This is a genomic window from Streptomyces sp. NPDC013455, from assembly GCF_040632975.1.
Taxonomy (GTDB): domain Bacteria; phylum Actinomycetota; class Actinomycetes; order Streptomycetales; family Streptomycetaceae; genus Streptomyces.
This window is the reverse complement of sequence record NZ_JBEYCX010000039.1, coordinates 1-22429: the sequence shown is the minus strand read 5'-3', so window position 1 is coordinate 22429 and position 22429 is coordinate 1. Positions and strand designations below refer to the sequence as shown.

21 protein-coding genes and 3 pseudogenes are annotated in these 22429 nt (G+C 70.9%); 11 read left to right on the top strand and 13 right to left on the bottom strand.

The window, feature by feature from the left end; genetic code table 11:
• Nucleotides 1-8 precede the first annotated feature (8 nt).
• The 5 genes from ABZ576_RS33685 to ABZ576_RS33665 all read right to left on the bottom strand — a co-directional run bounded on the left by ABZ576_RS33685 (nt 9) and on the right by ABZ576_RS33665 (nt 2426).
• A complete protein-coding gene (locus ABZ576_RS33685) occupies nt 9-173 on the bottom strand; it encodes a hypothetical protein (protein ID WP_360749715.1) in 165 nt (54 codons plus the stop codon).
• A 496-nt stretch (nt 174-669) separates the two neighbouring features.
• Nucleotides 670-1203 carry a 2'-5' RNA ligase family protein gene (locus ABZ576_RS33680; protein WP_360749713.1) on the bottom strand — a complete coding sequence of 178 codons (534 nt, stop codon included), beginning with the start codon at nt 1201-1203 and terminating at the stop codon, nt 670-672.
• 9 nt (nt 1204-1212) lie between these two features.
• Complete coding sequence (locus ABZ576_RS33675; protein WP_360749710.1) at nt 1213-1428, bottom strand: winged helix-turn-helix domain-containing protein; 216 nt, start codon at nt 1426-1428, stop codon at nt 1213-1215.
• 381 nt (nt 1429-1809) lie between these two features.
• On the bottom strand, nt 1810-2085 hold the full coding sequence (locus ABZ576_RS33670; RefSeq protein ID WP_360749707.1) for a hypothetical protein: 276 nt from the start codon (nt 2083-2085) through the stop codon (nt 1810-1812).
• A gap of 11 nt (nt 2086-2096) precedes the next feature.
• Complete coding sequence (locus ABZ576_RS33665) at nt 2097-2426, bottom strand: hypothetical protein (RefSeq protein WP_360749704.1); 330 nt, start codon at nt 2424-2426, stop codon at nt 2097-2099.
• Here ABZ576_RS33665 and ABZ576_RS33660 point away from each other — a divergent pair.
• Nucleotides 2425-2577, top strand: coding sequence for a hypothetical protein (locus tag ABZ576_RS33660; protein ID WP_360749701.1), 153 nt, complete (start codon nt 2425-2427; stop codon nt 2575-2577). The genes ABZ576_RS33665 and ABZ576_RS33660 overlap by 2 nt on opposite strands.
• A 138-nt stretch (nt 2578-2715) precedes the next feature.
• Here ABZ576_RS33660 and ABZ576_RS33655 read toward each other — a convergent pair whose 3' ends face one another.
• The gene (locus tag ABZ576_RS33655; RefSeq protein ID WP_360749735.1) at nt 2716-3384 is read right to left on the bottom strand and encodes an asparagine synthase-related protein; all 669 of its coding nucleotides are present in this window, start codon (nt 3382-3384) and stop codon (nt 2716-2718) included.
• Nucleotides 3385-3499: 115 nt separating this feature from the next.
• Complete coding sequence (locus tag ABZ576_RS33650) at nt 3500-4777, bottom strand: MFS transporter (protein ID WP_360749698.1); 1278 nt, start codon at nt 4775-4777, stop codon at nt 3500-3502.
• A gap of 231 nt (nt 4778-5008) precedes the next feature.
• On the opposite strand from ABZ576_RS33650, the gene ABZ576_RS33645 reads away from it, so the two are divergent.
• The 4 genes and pseudogenes from ABZ576_RS33645 to ABZ576_RS33630 form a co-directional block, all read left to right on the top strand.
• Complete coding sequence (locus tag ABZ576_RS33645) at nt 5009-6949, top strand: prolyl oligopeptidase family serine peptidase (protein WP_360749695.1); 1941 nt, start codon at nt 5009-5011, stop codon at nt 6947-6949.
• Nucleotides 6946-7128 carry a hypothetical protein gene (locus ABZ576_RS33640; protein ID WP_360749693.1) on the top strand — a complete coding sequence of 61 codons (183 nt, stop codon included), beginning with the start codon at nt 6946-6948 and terminating at the stop codon, nt 7126-7128. Before ABZ576_RS33645 ends, ABZ576_RS33640 begins: the two co-directional genes overlap by 4 nt.
• An 81-nt stretch (nt 7129-7209) precedes the next feature.
• A complete protein-coding gene (locus ABZ576_RS33635) occupies nt 7210-8517 on the top strand; it encodes a cytochrome P450 (RefSeq protein WP_360749690.1) in 1308 nt (435 codons plus the stop codon).
• Between the two features lie 214 nt (nt 8518-8731).
• Nucleotides 8732-9005: pseudogene (locus ABZ576_RS33630) on the top strand (LacI family DNA-binding transcriptional regulator); the annotation flags it as partial.
• Between the two features lie 98 nt (nt 9006-9103).
• Here the strand turns inward: ABZ576_RS33630 and ABZ576_RS33625 are convergent.
• Complete coding sequence (locus ABZ576_RS33625; RefSeq protein ID WP_360749687.1) at nt 9104-9508, bottom strand: hypothetical protein; 405 nt, start codon at nt 9506-9508, stop codon at nt 9104-9106.
• A gap of 520 nt (nt 9509-10028) precedes the next feature.
• Here ABZ576_RS33625 and ABZ576_RS33620 point away from each other — a divergent pair.
• The gene (locus tag ABZ576_RS33620; protein ID WP_360749685.1) at nt 10029-10376 is read left to right on the top strand and encodes a hypothetical protein; all 348 of its coding nucleotides are present in this window, start codon (nt 10029-10031) and stop codon (nt 10374-10376) included.
• A gap of 915 nt (nt 10377-11291) precedes the next feature.
• Here ABZ576_RS33620 and ABZ576_RS33615 read toward each other — a convergent pair.
• Both ABZ576_RS33615 and ABZ576_RS33610 read right to left on the bottom strand, forming a co-directional pair.
• Nucleotides 11292-11462: a hypothetical protein gene (locus ABZ576_RS33615; RefSeq protein ID WP_031174186.1), complete on the bottom strand. Its 171-nt coding sequence runs from the start codon at nt 11460-11462 to the stop codon at nt 11292-11294.
• 899 nt (nt 11463-12361) lie between these two features.
• Nucleotides 12362-13105: an SDR family oxidoreductase gene (locus ABZ576_RS33610; RefSeq protein WP_360749682.1), complete on the bottom strand. Its 744-nt coding sequence runs from the start codon at nt 13103-13105 to the stop codon at nt 12362-12364.
• Between the two features lie 104 nt (nt 13106-13209).
• Between ABZ576_RS33610 and ABZ576_RS33605 the strand changes: the two genes are divergently transcribed.
• The gene (locus tag ABZ576_RS33605; RefSeq protein WP_360749679.1) at nt 13210-14058 is read left to right on the top strand and encodes a LysR family transcriptional regulator; all 849 of its coding nucleotides are present in this window, start codon (nt 13210-13212) and stop codon (nt 14056-14058) included.
• A 560-nt stretch (nt 14059-14618) separates the two neighbouring features.
• On the opposite strand, the gene ABZ576_RS33600 is transcribed toward ABZ576_RS33605, so the two are convergent.
• Nucleotides 14619-14966 (bottom strand): MerR family DNA-binding protein, encoded by a 348-nt coding sequence (locus ABZ576_RS33600; protein WP_360749676.1) that lies wholly within the window; start codon nt 14964-14966, stop codon nt 14619-14621.
• 346 nt (nt 14967-15312) lie between these two features.
• Here ABZ576_RS33600 and ABZ576_RS33595 point away from each other — a divergent pair.
• Both ABZ576_RS33595 and ABZ576_RS33590 read left to right on the top strand, forming a co-directional pair.
• Nucleotides 15313-16572 (top strand): annotated as a pseudogene (locus tag ABZ576_RS33595) (ISL3 family transposase); the annotation flags it as partial.
• A gap of 43 nt (nt 16573-16615) precedes the next feature.
• Nucleotides 16616-16945, top strand: coding sequence for a transposase (locus ABZ576_RS33590; RefSeq protein WP_360749732.1), 330 nt, complete (start codon nt 16616-16618; stop codon nt 16943-16945).
• Here the strand turns inward: ABZ576_RS33590 and ABZ576_RS33585 are convergent.
• A complete protein-coding gene (locus tag ABZ576_RS33585; protein ID WP_360749673.1) occupies nt 16893-17342 on the bottom strand; it encodes a hypothetical protein in 450 nt (149 codons plus the stop codon). The two genes, ABZ576_RS33590 and ABZ576_RS33585, sit on opposite strands and share 53 nt — an antisense overlap.
• A 710-nt stretch (nt 17343-18052) precedes the next feature.
• Between ABZ576_RS33585 and ABZ576_RS33580 the strand changes: the two genes are divergently transcribed.
• A complete protein-coding gene (locus tag ABZ576_RS33580) occupies nt 18053-20116 on the top strand; it encodes a carbohydrate binding domain-containing protein (protein ID WP_360749670.1) in 2064 nt (687 codons plus the stop codon).
• Between the two features lie 292 nt (nt 20117-20408).
• Here ABZ576_RS33580 and ABZ576_RS33575 read toward each other — a convergent pair whose 3' ends face one another.
• A complete protein-coding gene (locus tag ABZ576_RS33575) occupies nt 20409-21125 on the bottom strand; it encodes a CBM20 domain-containing protein (RefSeq protein ID WP_360749667.1) in 717 nt (238 codons plus the stop codon).
• Nucleotides 21126-22236: 1111 nt separating this feature from the next.
• On the opposite strand from ABZ576_RS33575, the pseudogene ABZ576_RS33570 reads away from it, so the two are divergent.
• A pseudogene (locus tag ABZ576_RS33570) lies at nt 22237-22429 on the top strand (Tat pathway signal sequence domain protein); the annotation flags it as partial.

Genomic DNA, 22429 nt, shown 5'->3' with positions numbered 1-22429 from the left:
GGCCCCGGTCAGCCGTCGAGCGCGGCGGAAGGCGCGTCACCGTTCTTGGCCTGTCGGGCCCGCTTGGCAAGCACCGTGGCCAGGTCACGGACCCCGTCCTCGTCGATGCCACCCTTGTCCGCAGAAGCCGCCTCGCTCCACAGCAGCGTCGTGCCGAGCCGGGTCTGGGTCACGGCGCCGGGCTCGCCGCGGAAGCCGGAGGAACCGAATCGAGCGTCGCGCTCGTCTCCGATCGGGCCGATCCCTTACGTCTTGGCCCTCTGTCCCGCCCTCTTGCCGTAGTAGCCGTCCCAGAGCACGTCGTACGCGTCCCGGGCAACCTGTTCGCCGTCGTCGGCGATCATCAGAGAGGTGACGGTGGCGGCGTTGTCGTCGTCCGGAAGGTCGAGGCACCGAAGAAGCGGGCGCTCTCACAGCCCACGTTGTCCTTGATGGGGCAGGCCTGCGAACGGTGGAGCCTGTCCATCTCGACGGCCGTGGGCCGAGCGGACTCCTTCCAGCCCGGCATGGCAGCCATCCGGCAACGTCTCCCGTACTTGTTCCTGCGTGAGCGCCACCGCCACAGCCGGCCAGCAGCAGTGCCGCCGCAATCGCCCCGCACCACCGGTATCCCCGCGAAGCGGTGATCCTACGCGGACCGTCTCCCCCACAGAAGGCGCCCGCCCCTGCTCAGGGGCGGGGCTCCAGGATCTCCAGGGCACCGGTCTCGGTGTCGTAGCTGCGCAGGGTGACGAGCCGGACCGACAGCGGAGGTGCCGGCAGCAGTTCGGGGACCCGCCGGCCCGTGAAGGCACCGGCCCGCCGGGTCCGGCCGAGGGTGATGTGCGGGTTCCAGCGCCCAGGTTCGTGGAAGGGGTTGAGGGTCTCGGGCGGGCTGTCCGAGGCCACCGCCTCCCACACCCGGCGGTGCAAGCTGGCCAGCTCCGCGTCCAGGTCCAGCGCCCAGGCCAGCACCGACGTGGGCCGCTCGAAACGGACCACGCCGTTGAACCGCACCGGCAGCGGCAGGACGGCGGCCACCTCGGCGAGCTCCCAGCGGATCGGGGCAGTCAGCTCCGGGCAGGCCGCCAGAGTGAGGTGCGGGCTGTTGGTCGGTGCACGGTGACGCGCCTGACTGGGCAGCCCCGCATCCGCCAGCCGCCGCCAGGCCTCCCTGACCGCCAGCTCTGCCACCTCGTCCAACAGGAGCTCGACCGTGCGCACCACCGCAGCCTACCCGCGCTCGCCTGCGACTCCCCCGCCTGCCGGACCGAAAGGCCGGGGCCCGGCTACGGCCACGGGACGACGTGAGCAACCCATCGGGCCCTGCGAGCCTTTTACCCGCGGCCGCACTTCCTTCTTCCACCACTCGATGGCGTGCTCGTCACGCTCCAGTGCCCGGCGGGCGGGCGCCTGCCAGGACCAGCCGTGCCGCTGAGCAGCCGCCACACCGTCGCCGCCGGCCTTGCCGAGTTCCTCCTCGAGCAGGGCGAACTGGTCATCGGAGACGGTCGGGGGGCGCCGGACCCGCCGGGCGCAAGTCCCCCCCTGCCGCCCTCACGCCAGGCCCGGCGTCAAGGCTCCGCCGAACGCACACTCACCCGCAGACCCTTCGCGATCAGCGCGGTCTTCGCACCCGCCGTGAACCGGACCCCGGCCTGCCTCCGATCACGGCCCCTCACTGCCCGACGACAACCCGAGAACCTCAGCAGGCCGGCGCCCCAACCCCTTGGCCCGGGTGCCCCGTTCCGTGGAACAGGACTCGGTGATGGCCTCCGGGGTCAGTACCGGCCAGGGTGAGGTGCCGCTGCCCCGTCGCGAGCGCAGCGCTCAAAGGCGCGCGCACCCCGTACGTTCCAACGCCTCGCGGGCGGCGAGACAGCCCGCAATCTTGAACGCCAGTTCGTGGGAGCCGAACGTACCGGCGCGGGCGCGACGCAGCACCACCCGAGTGGCGAGCACGACTCCGTGCTCGGGCGAGCTCAGTTGCTCCTCGAACCCCACGGCGGCGGCCTGGAAGAAGCGTGACAGAGCCTCTGCGGGTTCGTACTCCACCGTCAGTTCTTGAGCCACCTCGAGGCCCTCGACAAGGCCCGCAAGCTCCACCCCGGTCTCGACTACGCCGAGGACCCGATCACTGCGGCGCCCCAGACGGTGATCCGCCTGCCGGGCAGGTCGGTGCCGAGTTCCTCGCGGGCGAGGTCGATGACGCGCTGGCGGCGGGCGTTGACGGCGCCGGATTCGCGGAGCATGCCGACAGCCTCACCGGCGTCGAGTTCGTCCGCGCGGGTGATGAAGCCGCCGAGGTCCTTGGGCAGACAGCCGCCGCCGACGCCGAGACCGGGCCGCATCCCGCGCCGCCCGATGCGGATGTCGTGCCGGAGGATGTCGGCGAGCTCGGCGACCTTGGCGCCAGGCTTCTCGCAGACCTCGGCCATCGCGTTCATGAAGGAGATCTTGGTGGCGAGGAAGGAGTTCGCGGTCCCCTTGGCGAGCTCGGCGGTGGCCCAGTCGGTGACGATCGTCGGCGTCCCCGACTCGTCGATCTCGCCGAATGCCTGCCGCAGCAGGGCCTCGGCCCAGCAGTGGTGGTGCTGAACCGAGGACGAGGCGGTCTGGCCGGAGGGTGTCCTCGAGGGCGAACGACTCGCGCGGGAACTCCGGGTTCAGGCGGCCTCGATGTGGTCCCTGGCGGGTGCGTGCTCGCGCAGGAGCTCGGCGACGCGGGGTGCGGTGTCATACGGGGACGGTTGACTTGACCGCGACGACGGCCGGCCGGGCCAGGCCGGCGGCCAGCCGGCGGACGGCGTCGAACAGGTGGCTGAGGTCGTAGGCGTCGGTGCCGGGCTGCTGCGGGGTGCCGACGCCGATGAAGTGCAGGTCGGCGAACTCGGCGGCCTCCTGGTGAGAGGCGGTGAACTTCAGCCGGCCCGACGCGATGTGCTTGGCCAGGAGGTCGTCCGAGTCCCGTTCGAAGAAGGGGGCTTTGCCGGAGCTGAGGGTGTGGACCTTGTCGATGTCGGAGTCCATGCCCAGGACCTCGTGGCCGAGTTCGGCCATGCAGGCGGCGTGGGTGGCTCCGAGGCAGCCGCATCCGATGGCGGTCATCTTCATGAGCGGGGTGTCCCTTCGGGTGGGGCCGCGGTCGGCGCGCCAGGCGGGGACCGGGGAGGCGAAGCCGCGCTTGTCCCGGCTGGCCCAGACCTCGCGAGGCAGGCCGAGGGCCTTGGCGGCGTCCCGCAGGATCCGTTCGCCCTGGGCCGGGTCGCTGATCTCGTGCTCGGCGGGCAGCCGGTAGGAGAACTCGATCAGGTCGCGGGCGAGGTAGGGGGTCCGGCGTTCGAGCGCGTAGGCGGAGGCGAGCTTGTCGCTGGTCATCACCAGCGGCCTCCAGATCCGCCGCATCGAGCTGCGCGAGGCCACCGCGGCGGGCTCGGACGCGGAGTACGGCGAGGAGGACCTCCGGTGAACTCCGCCGCCGCGTGTCCCTCGTCCACCGGGGTCTTCTCGGAAGACCAGGTCAGTCCGGGTCCTCGGTGGCCTGGAGGCGGCGCAGGGCCAGGATCAGATTGCCGCTGCCGAACGTCGCGAGCGCGGCGACGCCCCACAGGGCCGCCGCGACACCGGCCCGGTCCAGCACGGCGCCCGCGGCCAGGAAGCCCAGCGGCCCGGCCAGCGTGCTGATCGTGACCGCGGCCTGCAACACCTTGGGCCCGAAGCCGTCCGGCAGCCGGGCGGAGAGCAGGCCCATCAGCGGCGCGTTCGCCAGGGGCGCGGCGGCCGATGACAGGCCGACGGCGACGACGAGCACGCTGGCCGGCACGGGCACCAGGAGCGTCCACAGGGGCAGAGCGACGCAGACCAGAGCCGTACAGGCGAGTCGTACGGGGGCGACCCGTGCCGCCAGCACATAGGCGGCCACCGAGCCCACCAGGCCGCCGGCGCCATGGGCGGCGATCAGCAGGCCGCCGACCCTGGCGTCCCCTTCGAACCGGGCGAACGCCAGCACCGGCATGGTGATCATCAGGGTCCGCAGCATCAGCCCGAACACCACGGTGGACAGCATCGCCCGGCTCAGGAACCAGTCGCCGCACAGATGCCGCACCCCCGCCCACAGGCCGCGGGGCCCGGCCGCGGACCCTCCGGCCCCGCCGCACCGTGCCGGGACGCGGCGCAGCAGCAGCAACCCGGAGAAGGCGAACGATGCCGCGTCCAGCCACACCACCGATGTGGTCCCCACCAGCGGGATCAGCGCGCCCGCGAGCGCCGGTCCGGCGAACGCCGAGCCGTTCTGCACACCTGCCAGCGCGCTGTTGGCGCGGGCCAGAGAGCGGGCGTGCGGGCTCAGCAGTTCCATCGCCAGCACCCGCTGTGCCGCGTGGTACGGAACGGCCAGCGCCCCGAGCGCCGCGACGATCGCCACGAGGACGGCCAGATTGAGCGCGCCCAGGGTCTGCAGCAGCGGGATCAGCGCCACCACCGGGGCGCGGGCGAGATCGGACACGACCATGGTCCGGCGGGCGCCCAGGCGCTGGATGACCTCTCCGCCCGCGAAGCCGAGCAGCGCCATGGGCAGCACCTGGGCCGCGAAGACCAGGCCCGCCCGGGTGGCCGAGCCGGTGTTCTCCAGCACCAGCCAGGGCAGCGCGAGCATGGTCATCTGGGTGCCCAACGCCGTCACCGCGCCCGCGACATAGACCGCCGTCAGCGCACGGCTCGGCCTGCCGCCCGGTGTGCCGTTCGGCGCTCCGCCGGATGGGACGGGGGCTGCGCCGGGCCGGGTCGCCGCGATCGTCATCGGGTCGCCCCTTTCTCCTCGGTGGGTCCGGGCCATGTGGTCGCCCCCGCACCCTGTCGCCCGCCCACCGTCCGGTGCCAGGGAAGGACCGGCAGTAGCTCACTGCCGCTGCCGCCGCGCTTTCTTCCCTGCCGCGCAGCCCGCCCGTCCGGCAGTGTGATGGCCGTCGGAGCCCACCACAGCGAAGGCCACCGGCGGCGGAAGCGGACACCGACGAAGGGAGGGACGGCGATGAGCGGCGGTATCGGAACGGCGGTGCACGTCCCCTCCTTCGCCGCCCGCGACGGACGGCGAGCGGTCGAGACCCGGTATGTGGACGGTCTCCCGCAGATCGTGGCCTGGGATCCGACGACGGGTCGGCGCCGCCAGGTGACCACCGCACCGCTGGGTGTGGAGACCGCCGCCATCGAGCCGGACGGCCACGGCCTGTGGTGGTTCGACGCCGCTCCCGGCGGTCAAGGCCGCTGGCTGCGCGGGCCGTTCGAGGGCGGGCACCCGCGCCCGGCGCTCGACGGCGTACCCGCCGGGCGGATGCACGGCCTGGCCTTCGACCCCCGCGGCGGCCTCGCCGCCGTCGGCGTCGGGGTCGCGGACCGCTCGCGGTACTACCTCGGCCGACCGGGCGAGCGCGCCCGCCTGGTGGCCGAGGAGCCCGGCTATGCGGCAGTGGTGGGCCTGGCCCCCGGCGGCCGGCTGCTGGCCACCGCGGGGTGCCCGGCCGGACCGGCCGCGGTCCGGCTGTGGTCACCGGCCTCCGGCGTCCTCGTGGACGCCATCCCCGGCGCAGCGGGGGACGGCGACGGCGGCGCGGTGTGGGCGCTGGGCTTCCGCCCGGACCTCACCACCGCACGGCCGGAACTGCTGCTCGTCCTCGAACGCGCGGGCCGGTACACCCTGGCCTTCTGGCGGCAGGGCGAGGGGATCCGTACGCACGGTCCCGGCTCCGCCCTCGACTTCGATACGGAGATCACCGCCTGCTGGTACGGGCCCGGCCGCACGGCGCTGGTCCAGCAGGACCGGGCGGGACGCAGCCGCCTGCTCCGCGTCGACCTCGACCGCGGTACGACGACGGTGCTTCCCACGCCCGAGGGCACGATCATCGACTTCTCCTGCGCACCCGACCGCACGGTCCACTGCCTGTGGAGCCGCGACGGCGAACCGCCCCGGCCACTGATCTGCCACCCGGAAAGCGCGGAAAGTGCGGAGCACCCGGAACCCCCGGAACCCCCGGAACCCCCGGAACGTCCCGACCACTCCGGCCGCTCCACGACGGCGTCACGCGGCACGGCGCCCGGCGGAACGACCGGATCCAGGCGCCGCGAGCTGTGGACACGTCGGCCGTACGGGCAGATCCACAGCTTTGTGGCCACCCCGCCCGGCCGCGGGGCGGGCCACCGCCCCTGGCCGACGGTCTTCCTCGTCCACGGCGGGCCCCACACCCACGACCGGGACGCCTATGACGCCCGGACCGAGGCCCTGGTCCGGGCCGGATTCGCCGTGGTGCGCACCAACTACCGCGGCTCGACGGGCTACGGCCCCCGCTGGCGGGACGACTTCGGCCACCGGGTCGGCCTCGCCCAGCTCGAAGACCTCGCCGCGGTGCGCGGCCACCTCATCGACGCGGGAGTCTCGGAGCCGGGCCGTACCGGCCTGTGCGGCTACTCCTGGGGCGGCTATCTGACGCTGCTGGCGATGGGCGTCCAGCCCCGGCTGTGGGACGTGGGGCTGGCCGTCGCCCCGGTGGCCGACTACACGGCGGCGTACCGGGCGACGACGCCAGCGCTGCGGGAGGTCGACGACCGCCTCTTCGGCGGCACCCCCGAGCAGGTGCCACACCGCTATCGCGCGGCCTGCCCGATGACCTATGTGGGCCGCGTACGCGGCCCGCTCTTCCTCGCCGCCTCGGCGGACGACGAGAAGTGCCCTCCGGAACAGATCGAGCGCTATCTCGCCGCGCTGCGGCGCCGCGACGTCCCGCATCGCGTCCGGTGGCTCGGCGGCGGACACGACGTGGGCCGTGACCCAGCCGGACACGCCGCCGCCTGGGCCGCCATGGTGCGCTACGCCGACGACACGCTGCGCGCCTCCCCCAGAACCGCCGACCGCCGCAACAGCGGGCGGACCGGCTCGCACCACCCCGTCCACCACACCGAAGAAAGGACAACCCCATGAAGCGTCACGGACTGCGCGTCGACCCCATCAGCGCCACCGAGCGGGAGCGCGGGATCATCTTCCCGCCGGACCACCAGGCCGCCCTGGACAAGGCGGTCCCGGTCCGGCCGAACGGCCCGGCGCGGACCTGCACCACCCGCACGAAGAAGAACACGGAGAAGAAGTCGCCTCTGCAGTGAGCCCAAGCAGCGCCGTGGCGGGGTGCCACGCCCGGCACCCCGCCACGGCGCCGGCCGTACCGGTGAGAACAGGAAAACATCATGACCACAGCTACGGCAGCGACGGCAGCACCCCGGCCAAACAGTCCCCGGCCGGAGAAGCACCGGCCGGACAAGCCCGAGACGACGGAACCGCGCCAGAACCCGCCGACGTTCCTCAGCGACCCGTACCCGACCCTGGCCAGGATGCGGCAATCGGCCCCGGTCTCCGTGCTGCACAGCGACGGCGGCCTGCGGCTGTGGATCATCCCGCGCTACGTCGATGTCCGGGCCGCGCTCTTCGACCGCCGCTTCGCGCAGGATGTGCGGCGCGCCCAGGCCCTGGCCGACAGCCGGGTCGAGGGCGTCAGCCTGGGCACCGAGATCACCCATATGCTCAGCAGCGATCCGCCCGACCACACCCGCCTCCGCCGCGTGGTCCAGGCGGCGTTCAGCCGCAAGCGGGTCGAGGCGATGCGGCCGATGGTCGAGCGCATCACCCTCGAACTCCTCGACGGGCTGGACGCGGCAGCCGCGCGCCACACGACCCGCACCACCACCGCCACGGTGGACCTGGTACGTGACTTCGCCTTCCCGCTGCCCATCCTCGTCGTCTGCGAACTGCTCGGCTTCCCGCCCGAGGACCGCGACCTCTACCGGAAGTGGTCGACCGCCATCGTCACCCAGGAGGGCGACCACGCGGTGTTCCGGCGAGCCGTCCAGGAGATGGGCTCGTACGTCCTGGCCATCGCCGACCGGCGTATCCGCCGCAACGACCGTCCCGCCGATCTGCTCACCGAGCTGCTGGCGGCCCGCGAGCGCGGGGAGCTGACGGACGACGAGATCGTGGGCATGGTCGCCCTGCTGCTGATCGGCGGGCATGAGACCACCGTGAACCTGCTGGGCACCTCCTGCCTCGCGCTGCTGCGCGATCCCGGCCAGGCCGCCTGGCTGCGCGCCGATCCCACCCGGATGCCCGGGGCCGTCGAGGAGTTCCTGCGCTACGACTCCCCCATCTGCATGGCCACCACCCGCTTCACCACCGAGCCGGTGGACGTCGGCGGGGTGGAGATCCCGAAGGACGAGTTCGTGCTGCTGTCCCTCGGCGCGGCCAACCGCGACCCGGCGCGCTTCCAGGACCCCGACCGCCTCGTCCTCGACCGCCGGGACGCCGGCCACCTCGCCTTCGGCGGCGGCATCCACCGCTGCCTCGGGGCCCTGCTCGGGAAGCTGGAGACCGAGATCGCGCTCACCGCGCTCCTCGCCCGCTTCCCCGGAACGAGTCTGGCCTGCCAGGAGCGCGACCTGCGCTGGCGCAACTCGATGATGCTGCGCGGCTTGGAGACGCTGCCCGTCACCCTGCACCGCTGACCCCCGCCCTGACCCTGCCGCCCTCACCGCCTCCCGCACCGTCGCGGCCTGGGCCGGGTCGGTCGAGGAGAACGGGACACGGGGTGCGCAAGGTGGAACCGCGCCAGACGTACGACAGGCGAACGGGCCGCCGACCGACGCCGACCCGCCGATCCGACCGTCCGCCGATCAGGCGCCCACCCGGGACCGTGCAATCGGGTGCCCTGGGGGTGGGGTGAATACGGTGAAGCGGCGCCCTGGCACCACGCCGACGCCGGAGGAAGTGGCCGCGCTAGCCGGGGTGGGGCGGGGCACGGTCTCCCCGCGTCATCAACCACGCGACCGGTGTCAAGGAGTCGACCCGGCGTACCGTGCAGCCGGCCATCGCCGAGCTGGGCTACGTGCCCAACCTGGCGGCCCGTTCACTGGCGGGGCGGCGCGCGGACGCCGTGGCGCTGGCGAGCAGCGAGAAGGACTGGCGCAAGTTCGGGGAGCCGTTCTTCTCGGAGGCTGCGCGCGGTCGCCCCTCCGGAACCCCCTGCAAGCACGAGCACGCCTGCTTCTCTGAACTACATCAGCTTGGCCAGGGTCTGATCGGCACGTAGTGTCACGTGACGACTTCCACCGAAGCGGGTCGAGGGAACGGCATCATCTCCCACCCCAGCGGCCAGTCCGGATCTCGTCGCTCTGAAGCTTCGATCTCAAGGCGCCGGGGAACCCGCCATGTCCACCGGGGCCAGCATCCCCACTCGCCGCATTCGCAGCCGAGAACCGGTGTCTTCGGCCCCATCGTGCTGGTGGACCGTCCGAGGAAGTGATCCTGCATCGGGCCGAACCGGAAGGACTCCGGCATCAGACCGCCGTAGGCGTCGCCTGCGGGCTGCATCCCGGCGGCGAGCTCGAACCCCTCGATCAGCTCGGTGAGTGGTGCTCCGTCGATGTGGGGGACGATCACGAGCAGGCCGCCGTTGCCACGGTGCCGGCAGTCGAACCGGATGTCAGCGCTGGTCATCCAGTGATGGTGCCAGCGAAGCCGTTCCCTTCACCTGGGTGAATCGAGCTGCGGCTATGCGTGGCATACCGAGGTCGACCGCCGTACCGCCGGAAGCTCGTCAGTCCACGTGAACCAGCTTGTCTTCGGCGCCAGCCAGGCTGATCCGGAGCCCTTCGACCTCCCCGAGCCAGCCCTCGCGGCCGCCGTGAGCGCCGAGTCGCTTGCGGTTGCGGGCCTGGTCGGCCTTTCGCCGCCGGCCTCACCGCTCCGGCACTCGCCGCCCTCACCGCCGCCCAGACCGACATCGACCAGCCCCCCCGTTACGCCCCAGGACCCGGCCGACCTGGAGGCCGCAGCCGAGAGCTACGGGTACGGCTGACACGGCCAGCAGCCCACCCGCGTCCTGGCCGACCTGGCCGACCTGGTCACCCACTTCACGACCCTGCGGCACTTCACGACCCTGCGCCCGCTGCTCACCGTCCCGCAGCCAGCCCCGGTACGGGCCAGACTGTGCCGGCCGGCCGGGCAGATGGCCGGGATGACCGCGATCGTCTTACACGACCTGGGCAGCCGCCGGGAGTCCCGCGCCTGGTTTGCCACCGCCGCCCGGGCCGCCGCCGTATCCGGCGACCAGCAGCTGCACGCCTGGGTCCTTGCCCGGGAGGCCATGGTGCCGCTCAACCACGGCGCCCCGAAGGCGGCGGCCGGCCTCGCCGAACGGGCCCGCCGCATCGCCGGGCACCCCACCACCGCGGCGACGTCGGCGGCCGCGGTCGCCGCCCGCGCCCACCCCCTCAACCACCAGCCCGAACAGGCCCGCGCCGCACTGGCCGCCGCCTACGCGCTCATGGACCGGCTCCCGAGGGGCGAGCGGTCGGACACGTGACTGACGTACGGCGAGCAGAAGCACCACGTGCACCTCAGCCATGCCTACACCACGCTCGGGGACACCCGCCTCGCCCACGTCAGCCAGGAGCGCACCCTGGAGCTGTCCGCGCCGACCAGCAGCATGACGCGCACCCGCTGAACATCGACGCGGCGACATGCTCCCCTCGCGACGGCGACACCGAGCAGGCGTGCCGTCGTACGGTCGTTGCCCTGACGGCGCCCCCCCGAACGGCTACCGCACCGGCCCGGCCTGCCGTCGCGCCCTGGATCCGTACGAGGCGATCCCCCCCCCAGCACCACCACGAACGCGCCGTCCAAGCGCTGCCGGACGTTCTCACTGCTGCCTGAGCCGGAGTGGCCCGTGCCTCGTCAGGTCCGGCGACGCAACAGGACGCGAAGCCTGCCCGGCTCCTGCTTGTCCCGCGGCTCCGGCAACGCGGCGGCCTGACGGCTTGATTGCTGCGGCCGTCCGGGACCGACACGATCGGATGGCCACATCGGCGGGCGCAGGGCCGCGCTCGAGCCCGCCTTCGCCGTCCGCCGACAGTCGGCCCCTTGGGTGCTGTGCCCGTCGACCACCGACCCGGACACCGTGCGCGGTGGCCTGACGTGGGCGGCCGGTCGGGATGAAGGGCGTCTTGGCTGTGGACATGGTCGCCGGGCCCAACTGCGTAGCCCGGCCGAACCATGTGCAAGCCCGGAACGCACCGGCCCCGCAGACAGGAGGAGCAGGGTTCCACTGCTGAGTCCGCAGGACCGGTGCATGACTCACATACCCTGCGATGCGTCCGATAAGCCCGATCCCTCCCAACCGCCAAGAAAGCCTATCTTCCACGCCAGTGGGCCCGGCCGTGTCGGCCGGGCCCACTCATTGCTCGCGCGCGGCGCGCTCCTCGCGCCAGGTGTCTTTCGTCTACCAGCGGTACCAGCGGCCCTTGCGGCCTGCACTGTCCGCGGAGCGGACGACAAAGCCGAGCAGCCACACGATGAGCACGATCACCGCGATCCACCACAGTGCCTTCAGGGCGAAACCCGCGCCGAAGAGGATCAGAGCCAGCAGAAGAACCAGAAGCAGGGGAACCATCGTTATCAACCTCCTGGCCACCGAATGCCCTTACTTCAGCCCTACAAGCACACAAAATATGAGTTACTTCCAGGGAATGAGGGGCATATACGCGCCGCACTCCGTGGACGGTTCCCTCTGCCTCGCACCTCACGCGCCGCAGACACGCAGCATGTATTACTCGAAGCTATGCCGTGGCCTTGGGTTTGGCGGGGTCGTTACGGGGTCACGCGTACAGCCGGCACCCCAGACCGGCGACCGAGAGAACACACACGACGACCAGCGAAGGAAGCCGAGCGCAGACGCACACCGCAGCCCCGACAGCAAGGAGCTGAAGAAGAGGCGTCGATGTCGCCCGCGACACCTCCGGCCGACGGCGCCACCCCGCACACCTGCACCGCCCCCCACCGACCTCACCCCCCCCACCGACCCCACCCCCGCCCACGCTGTCGACCCGACCAAGGCGCACAACGAACTGCTGAGGCCGTCTTCTCCGCACTGCTCGCCGCATTCACGGCCGCGAACTCGACTACGGGACCTGGACCTGAAGAGGGGCGACCTCCCCGTCCTGCCCGCCACCCGGCGGCTGGCAGAGCAGGGGGCCGCCTTGTTCGACGACACGAACGTCCGGGTCGGCTGTGGTGCCTTGCTGGCCCACAAGTGTCACGCGTACGCCCAACTGGTCCACCTCTACGAGGGCGCCCGAGGTTACCTCCACCACTTCGGGCTCGGGGAACACGGCTCGACAGCTGCCTCGGGCTGCTCGCCGGCTTCTGGCGGGAACTGGCGAACGCTCTCGGGGCTCCGGCCGCGTGATGGCGCACGCACGCCCGGGCACAAGACGCTGAGCGCCCTGTGGATGTCTGCGGCTCATGCCATGATCCGGCCTCGTGCCCGAGGTGGCGCGCACCGGAAGCGTGTCACCAGGGCACCTCTCCCTCGTCGTCGAAGAAGCGGCCCGTCGGCCCGCCGGCCGGTACGGTGGCCAGCCGGATCGCGATGGCTGCGCCCTGCTGGGGAGTGCGTACTCCGCGGAAGCCGTTGAGGTCGGTCGCCGTGTAGCCGGGGCAGACGGCGTTGATCAGGATGCGGGTGCCGGCCAGTTCCCTGGCGTACTGCACGGTGACGGCGTTGAGGAACGTCTTCGACGGAGCGTAGGCGACGGCGATGGGGCCGACCTCGGCGCCGGGCGTGGTCTGGAGCGTGAGGGAGCCGACGCTGCTGGAGACGTTCACAATCCGCGGCGCAGGCGAGCGGCGCAGCAGCGGGAGCAGGGCGTTGGTGACACGGATGACACCGATCACGTTGGTCTCCACGGCCGCCCGTACCCGGTTCACGTCGACCGTGGTGGGCTCCTGCGGTCCGCCGCCGGTGATTCCCGCATTGTTGACGAGCGCGTCGAGCCGCCCGGCCCGCTCCTCCACCAGCCGGGCCACCGCTGTGACGCTGGCGTCGTCGGTCACATCAAGCGGCACCCCGAACGCGTCGGCTCCGGCCGCGCGCAGCTTTTCCACAGCGGCCTCGCGCCGCTCCTTGTTCCGCGCGCCGATGGCGACGGACCAGCCGAGGGCGCCGAGCCCGGCGGCGATCTCGTACCCGATGCCCTTGTTGGCCCCGGTCACCAGCGCGACCTTGGGGTGGTTCACGGTGTTCGTCTCACTCATGACATCGATACTTCTCCCCCGCCGGGCAGGGCGTCCAAGACCGGCTGGGTGGACGGCGATACCGCCCGGGTATCACTCCTGGTCGTCCCGGTTAGGCTGGCGGGGTGGAGACACGTGAGCTGCGGTACTTCGTCGCGGTCGCCGAAGAGCTGCACTTCGGCCGGGCCGCGCAGCGGCTCGGGATCGCCCAGCCCCCGCTGTCGCGGGCGATCGGCGGGCTCGAACGGCGCCTGGGTGCCCTCCTGCTGGAGCGCGGCAGCCGGGGTGTCACCCTGACCGGGGCAGGCGTGGTGCTGCTGCGGGAGGCACGGGCGGCGCTGGACGCCATCGAAGCGGCCGAACGGCGCACCCGCCGGGCCGCCCTCGCGGCGACCGGCCGCCCCGCCGTGGTCCTGGCCGCGAAGGCGGGCGCCTCCGGTGAACTGCTGGCCGAACTCCTCGACGCCTACGCCGCCGAGCCCGGAGCCGTCGCCGTGGACATCGTGCTGTGCGGGCCGGGCGAGCAGGCACGGTTGCTGCACGACGGCCGGGCCGACGTAGCCCTGTTGCATCGGCCGTTCGACGACACGGCCGGCTTCGACACCGAAGACCTGCACACCGAGGGCCAGGTCGCGATCCTCCCGGTGAGTCACCCGCTCAGCACCCGCCCCCACCTGCGGCTGGCCGAGGTCACCGACCTTCCCGACCTGCCCCTGCCCCGCTGGCCTCGCCCCGACGGCACCTTCCCGGACGGCCCCGGGCCGCAGGTGCGCGACCACACGCAACTCACTCAGCTCATCGCCCTCGGCCGCGCCTGCGCAGTCGTACCGGAGTCGGGCCGCACCGGCCTGCGCGAAGACCTCACCGCCGTACCGGTCCCCGACGCCCCCCACGTCACCACGGTCATCGCCTGGCCCCCACACAGCCGCTCAACGGCGGTCGCGGGGCTGGTCCGCGCTGCCACCACCCTGTGACCGGCAGCACTCAACGCCGTAACAGCTTGCCGAATGTCGAACGGTGGTGGGTGCCGCGCGCAGCGGTGAGGGCGGCAGCAGGGGCGCGTCAGCGGCGGTGCGGGCCCGTATCTGTTCCAGGCGGCGCGCGACGCAGGCGTGGGTGTACGGTCGGTCGCGTGGGTGAGTCGGTCCCGTTCGTCGAACCGGGTGGCCACCTCACGGATGCGCCTGAGTCTGTGGACCGCACGCTCGACCGCGTGCCGGGGCTTGTAGTCCCCGCGGTCGGACTCCGGAGGCCGCCCGTCGGCCTTCACAGGCCTTTTGCGGTCGGCGGCCTGGTCGGCGGGCTCCAGGGTCGTGCACCGGATTGCTCGCTGATCCCGGGTGGGCCCGGTCGACGCGGGACGAACACGCCTTGTCGCCCAGCACTCGCAGCGGCCGGACGCGGGGGCGGCCGGGGCCCGCGCGGGGCACTCGGATGCCTTCGAGGCCGGCAGCCAACCAAGGATCCCCACCGTTCGCGGTGGGTGCCTGCGTCGTGCTGGTAAGCCCGGCAGATCGTTCTGCCCGGTGGGTGATCATCCGCTTGGGACAGGTGCCGGTACGGGCACGTTGCCGATGGACCGCTTGGAGTCGGGACAGTCAACGATCGGTTCGTGGCCGCAGAGGGCGGCGTGGCGGAAGCTGTCGTGGAGCCGCGTGAGCCGGCCGATCTGCTCCTGCACATCGCGGGCCTTGGCGGCCATGCGGACGCGGAGGTCGGCGTCGGACGGCCGCGCCACCAGGAACCAGCCGATCCCGGCAACCGAAAGGCCGGCGCCGCGTGCGCATGTGATCAGCTTGAGGCGTTCCAGCGCGTCCGGGTGGTACGGCGAAGGCCGTTGCGGTTCGCAGGGGCGATCAAACCCTTCCCCTCGTGGAACCACAGGGCAGAGGGCGTCAGTCCGCAGCGCCGTGCGACCGCGGCGATGTCCAGCGCCACTTCATCCATCGACGCCTCCTTGACTTCGACCGCGGTTCGAGTTGCAGCGCCTGATCACCATGAAGATCCATCACTTGAACTGCCGTTCCGTTCGGACGACCGAAGCCACTGACGATGGCCCGCAGCCCCCTGCTGCCGTCAACGACTGCCTCCTGGTCGAGACAGACGTCGCCAGCTTGACAGCGCGATGGCGCTGATGGCGCTCTTTGAATCTGGCTCTGGCCGCAGTTCCGTGAATCCCCAGGTCAGGGGCGGGAACGCGGGATCGTTTCGGCAGGGTGTTTCCTGTCATGGCGAGCAAGACAGTCGAGGATGTGCTGTTTCCCGGGGTCGATGTGCGAGTGGAGCGCGTCAGCGACTCCACCGACGTCCTTGTGGTGGAGGCGGTGTCCACCACTCACCCGGGCCGGTGCCCGGACTGCCGGAAACAGGCGAGACGCATACACAGCACATATCAACGCATCTTGGATGAAGGGCCGTTGGCCTCTCGCCAGGTCATAGTCCGGCTGCGGGTCCGCCGGTACTTCTGTGACCGGAGGAGTTGTTCCCGCAAGACGTTCGTCGAGCAGGTGCCAGGACTGTCCGAGCGGCACCGCCGCTCCAGCATCGGGTTGACAGTCTGGCTACGGTCGATCGCAGTCGAACTCGGCGGCCGCCCAGCCGCGCGGTTATGCCGCCGCCTGCGGCTGGTCGCAGGCCGGACCCGGCTGCTCAGGCTGTTGACGGCGCCTACGGTGCCGGACCGTGCGCCGCGCGTCCTGGGGGTGGACGAGTTCGCCTTCCGCAAGGGCTGCACCTACGGCACCGTGCTGGTCGACGTCGAGGTCGGCCGGGTCGTGGACGTACTGCCCGACCGCACCTCCGAAACGTTCGCGGCCTGGCTCACCGAGCATCCTGGAGCCGAGATCATCTGCCGGGACCGGGCCAGCGCCTACACAAAAGCGGTCAAGGAAGCCGCCCCTCATGCCCTGGAAGTCGCTGATCGCTGGCACCTGTTGCAGAACCTGTTCGCCGCGGTGGAGAAGACGTGCCATCAGCACCGTGACTGCCTGCGCAAACGTGCCGAAGAGGAGACGGTGACCGAGGTGCCCGAGCCGCCCCCGATGCTGTTACCGCCCGCGGAACTGCCCCGCACCCAGATCATCGAACGCACCCGCCACCGCTACGAGGACATCCACCGCCTGCTGGAGAAACGCTGGACCATCAGCGCCATCACCCGCCGTCTGAACCTCGACCGCAAGACCGTGCGCCGCTTCCGCGACACCGACCTCGACGAGTTGCTGGCCTCCGCCCGCGAACGCCGACCCAACGGCGTCCTGGAGCCGTTCAAGGCATACCTCAACGCCCGCTTCACCGAGACGCAAGGCCAGGTCAGCGGCACCCGCCTGTTCCTGGAGATCCAGGCTCGCGGCTACGGCGGCAGCCGCCAGGTCGTCCGCAAACACCTCGCCGCCCTTCGCGCGGGCACCGCCGAACCGGTCCGGGCCGACATCCCCAGCCCTCGCAAGATCACCTCGTGGATCATGCGGCCCCGGGAGACGCTCGCCGAAAGCCAGGACGAGCGACTGCTTTGTCCGGCTCGCCTGCCCGGACATCACCCGGGCCTGCGATCTCGCTCGGGCGTTCGCCGACCTGGTCCGCCACCAGCGCGGATACCTGTTGCTGGAGTGGATCCGGCAGGCCGAACAGGACGCGCCGAAGCCGATGAAAGGCTTCGCCGGCTTCCTCCGCCAAGACCTCGACGCGGTCACCGCCGGCCTCACCCTCCCATGGAGTTCCGGCGTCGTTGAAGGCCACGTGAACCGGGTGAAAATCCTCAAGCGAGCCATGTACGGCCGGGCCTCGTTCGAACTCCTCCGCACTCGCATCCTCACTCAGCCGGCGATGCCCCATCAGTGGGCCTCTGGTGGTAAGGAAGGTTGAGCTGTTCATGTAGGAGAGCCACAGCCTGGAGGTCATTGGAGACCATCACCTGAGCCAACCTGCCCGCGACTGCGATCACGTTGCCCCAGGCTGGAGCGTCTAGGTAGACCTCGTCCGGGGCACCGCGGCCTACTTCTTCCTGCACGGTCGAGTAGACCTCACCCAGCTCCTTCATGAGCGCGACTTCCTCCTCGGTCCGCAGGCTCTTGCCCAGCCACGGCGCGGGATCGTCTGCGTTGCAGAAGTCGTCGAACAGTACGGTGACCACGTAGTCCAGGTCCTCGAACTCCTCCGGCCGCAGCCAGACATCGCGCTGCCACGACGGACTCGCAAGGGCGAGAACCGCTGGCACAACATGAAGTCGGAAGACCGGGAACTCAATGCCGTGATCCGTCACATCGCGATGCTACTGACAGGGTGAGGAACACCACCCACTGACCAGTGCGCTGTTCACGGAACTGCGGACAGAGCCGTTTTCACGAATCGCCATCAACGCGCGCCCGTCGACACGGACGACACCCCCAGTGCGGCATCGGAGCCGAGGACGCCGGCAAAGACCGCCAACCCCCCATGCCCCATGGCCGTACGCCTGCCAGCCCGGCGGGCGCGCCGAATCGCCGCCTGCCCGCGCGACCAGCGGCGGCAACGGCTGCGCAACTGTCGCCCGATCCTGGAGCGGGCTCACCCGTTCGCCATGCACCGCGTGTTCGCAGTACGCAATCGCGGCCGTGCCGACCGGACAGCACCCTCGCCAGGGATGAGGCGCAGCGCGGTGCCCCAGTCCTCGTGCGATGACGGCGAGTTCACGACCACGACCGCACGGCGGATCCTTTCGAAGAGCAGGCTCATTGGTCGTGCTCTTCGAGCGGTAGTCACCGCGCCATGCCCGAGGCCATGCCAACCCTGGAGCCCGGGCACGCAGCCGACACCTCGTCTGCCCCCTGACGCCGCCGGACCTCTCCGGAAGTCTTCGTGTCGAAAGTCTTGACGTCGTGCGGTGGCGATTTTAACTTTCTGACGCTTACTGAAAGTTACAGCAATGTTTTGCGGAACGGCGGGTCCTGTAACGCCGTTCCGGGCCGCACACGCCACCTTGGGAGCGCCTGCATGAGTCTGATCGCACCTGCTCGACGACGAATACCCGCCACCCTGGCGGGCGCCGGTCTGATCCTCGGCCTGACCACCACCCTCACCGCGCCCGCCCAGCAGGCGGCAGCGGCGCCGACGGCCAACGGCGACAAGAAGGTCACCGCCGTCCTGTTCGAGTGGGACTTCGACTCGATCGGCCGTGAGTGCACCCGCACCCTCGGCCCCAAGGGCTACGGGTACGTGCAGGTCTCCCCACCGCAGGAGCGCATTCAGGGCAGCGCCTGGTGGGCCGCGTACCAGCCGGTCAGCTACAAGATCCAGGGACCGCTCGGTGACCGCGACTCCTTCCGGAACATGGTCGACACCTGTCACAGCGCGGGCGTGAAGGTCGTCGTCGACGCCGTGCTCAACCACATGACGTCCGGCTCGGGCACCGGTACCGCGGGCACGCAGTACAGCAAGTACAACTATCCCGGCACCTACTCGGACGCGGACTTCCACGGCTGCCGCCGGCCCATCGGCACCGACTACAAAGACCGCTACAACGTCCAGGAATGCGAGCTCGGCGAGACGGGACAGCCCTCGCTCGCGGACCTGAACACCGGCAGCGACTCCGTCCGCGGCAAGATCGCCGGGTACCTCAACGACCTGCTGTCGCTGGGCGTCGACGGCTTCCGCATGGACGCCGTCAAGCACATCGCCGCCACCGACCTCGCCGCCATCCGCAGCAAGCTCACCAACCAGAACGTCCACTGGATGCAGGAGGCCATCCACGGCGCGGGCGAGGCCGTCTCACCGAACGAGTACCTGGCCACCGGAGACGTCCAGGAGTTCCGCTACACCACCGATCTCAAGCGCATCCTGACCGGCGAGAAGCTGTCGTACCTCAAGAACTTCGGTGAGAGCTGGGGTTACATGCCCTCCGGCCAGAGCGGTGCCATGGTCGCCAACCACGACACCGAGCGCAATGGCTCCAGCCTGAGCTACCGCGACGGCGCCAACTACACGCTCGCCCACGTCTTCATGCTCGCCCACCCCTACGGTGCTCCGTCCGTCCACTCCGGGTACGAGTTCAGCAACCGGGACGCCGGCGCCCCCAACGGGCATACCGTCGACGCCTGTCACAGCGACGGCTGGAGCTGCCAGCACGCCTGGCGCCAGATCGCCAACATGGTGGCCTTCCGCAACGTCTCCGAGGGCACCGGCCTCACCGACTGGTGGGACAACGGCAACAACGCCGTGGCCTTCGGACGCGGCAGCAAGGCGTTCGTCGCCGTCAACCACGAGGGCGGATCCCTCACCCAGACCTTCCAGACCTCCCTCCCGGCCGGCACCTACTGCGACGTCCAGCACGGCGACCCGACCGCGAGCGGCGGCTGCACCGGTGCCACGTACAGCGTCGGCGCGGACGGCAAGTTCACCGCCACGATCGGCAGCAACGACTCCGTGGCCCTGCACATCGGTGCGATGGTCGGGGACAAGCCGGGTGACAACACGGCCACCGTCTACTACAGCACCGACAAGAACTGGTCCGCTTACAACATCCACTACGCCCCGACCGGTGGCGCTTGGACCACCTCGCCCGGCGCGGCCATGCAGAGCGCGTGCACGGGCTGGGTGAAGAAGAGCATCACCCTCGGCTCCGCCACCGGCCTCAAGGCCGCCTTCAACAACGGCGCCGGCACCTGGGACAGCAACAACGGCGCCGACTACGCCCTGGGCACCGGCGATATCACCGTCAAGAACGGCACCGTCGGCACCGGCAACCCCTGTGCCGTCCAGCAGACCGAACCCGGCGCGTCCTTCGCGGTCAACGCCACCACGATCCCCGGTCAGAACATCTACGTCGTCGGCAACCACACCGCCCTCGGCAACTGGGCACCCGCCGCGGCCCTCAAGCTCGACCCCGCCGCCTACCCGGTGTGGAAGCTCGACGTGAAGCTGCCCGCAGGTACGTCCTTCGAGTACAAGTACATCCGCAAGGACGCCTCCGGAAACGTCACCTGGGAGAGCGGCGCCAACCGCACGGCCACCGTCCCCGCCGACGGCAGGGTCACGCTGAACGACACCTGGCGCAGCTGACCCGCTGCCATATGGGCGGGTCCCGGCCGACACCGGGACCCGCCCCACTGCGTCGCCAGGCTCTTCCCGCGCCCGGAGGCTGAGGGCGCGGGCGATGCCGGGCCGTCGGGGCCCTGGGCGCCGCGGATCGGCGCCTTGGCCGGGCCGGCGAGCCCGGTCCGGTGAGCAAGGCAGCATCGCCGACGGAATCCTCGTCCTACGCCTCGGCGGTCGGGCCGGAGGGAGGCCATACTGGCAAGCACCGGGGTCGAGGGGTATCTCTCCCATATCCCTCGCCCCCGGTGCCGACGGCTCAGCGCCAGGTGTCGTTGAGCGTCAGAGTGCCCTTGGGCGGGGTGACGACGGTCCGGTTGTCACCGTTCTCCCAAGTGATGGTGCCGTCGGGGTTCTTCCTCAGGTACTTGTACTGCACGGTGGTGTTGGGCGGCAGCTGGTGGGCACCGGACCACAGCGGGTAGGTGGTGGAGCCGGTGGTCAGCGGCAGAGCCTTGGCCGGGTCCCAGTTGCCGAGGTCGGGCAGGTTGCCCGTGACGTAGATGTTCTGGCCCCAGCTGGTCGTGGCGGTGGCGTGGAAGGTGGCCGCTACCGGCATGACGTTCCAGCGGTCGTCGTTGACGGGCGCGTCCGGGGATACGACTGTCAGGGTGCGGTTGGGGGTGCTCTCCCAGGTCACCGTGCCGGTGGGTGAGCGCTTGAGGTACTTGTACTGCACCGTAGTGCCCACCGGCAGCTGAACGCTGCCCGTCCATTGCGGATAGGAGCTGGCCGTGGTCCCCAGGGGAACGGCCTTGGCCGGGTCCCAGGCCCCGAGCTGTGGAGCGCTGCCGGAGACCAGCAGCGTCTCGCCTTCCGTGGTGGCCTGCACTCGGAAGGTGACGGAGGTGTCCTGCATCGCGGCCGCCCCGGCATGGGGGGCCGCGCCGGCGACGGCGAGCAGTGCGGCGATGACCACGGCCAGCATGAGGACCGGCCGCCAGACTGCCGGAACCCGATGACGTATGAGAAGCACGTTCGTTTCCCTTCTGAACGCAAGGTGGCGGACTACGCCCGCCGTTCGCGCACATCCCAACACAAGCTGGAGTCGAGCGGTAACAGAAGGTGCTTCACCCGATCAGGAAGGCATGCCTTTCGGCCACTTGACCCGCAGCCCACCAGGAGCCTCGTTAAAAACTTGAACACATAGCGAAGTTGACCCGGGAATGATCCGGGGCTGGTCAACCCGTCAGGACGTGAATCGAGTGGGTCACGTCTCGGCCACCGATCCCCCCGCTGCAAGGCCGGCACTCACTTGCGCAAGTTGACGCAAAGGATTTCATGCTTGACGATCGTGCGCGCGGTCACCGGCTCCCCGGCAAGTCGTCGGACGCTGCTGCTCGGGCGGTGCGCACCGTCGGTCGCCTGCAGTGCGGTCACTGGGCTGCTCACCGCAACGGCGCCTGGTCGTCCCCGGACGGACTGGTCCTTCTCCGCCTTCCCTGGTTGCGCGCACTGCGGCACGGTGCGGACCGACCTTCGGCAGCTGCGGCCCGAGGAACGACTCTGCGCGACCTGCGACGCCAAGAGCCGCCGTGCCACCTGCGCGCGCTGCCACCGCGAAGGCATGCGGAGCTCTGCCCGCCGCCCCGAGGGCGGCCTGCTACCACAAGGGCCCCCCGCCCGCCTGGAAGAGTGCGCCGAGTGCGGCGAACTCCAGAACCCGGTGGTCCGCCGAGACGACGGCCGGGGCCTGTGCGTCAGGTGCTGGAAGCGCCCCACGCACACCTGCGTGACCTCGTCGCACCGATGTCCCGTGCCACTGGATCCTGACCGTTTGCCATCGGACTTCGACGGACGCGAGTTTGTGTATCGGAGGTTGATCACCGCAAGTCAGCGACTCAGCGCACCTTCGGGGCGCGCCGGGGGCGTGGCAAAATCCGTGGCACGCTGAAGGTGCTTCTGTCTGCCCTCACGTCCATATGCACGGGTGCAGCCTGTCGTCACCGTTCCGTCACAAGTGATCGCCGCACGGAACCCTGCCGCTCTCCCGCCCTGTCTGCACTCATGTACCACGACCACGCGTACCGCGGGGCAACAACCGACGACCGAAACCCGCGGACGACACGACTCAGGGGGACGACAGCATGCGGCACAGCAACGGCATTCGCAGGGCGGCTCTGGCGGCGACGGCGGTCACGGCCGTCGCGGCGGCGGTGACCGGCATCCTGCCCGGCACCGCCATGGCGGCGAGCACCACCACCTCCACCCCGCCGCCCGCCTGCCCGGCCTCCGCCCTCCAGGTCAGCGCCTGGCAGGCCGCCCACCGGCCCGTCGGGA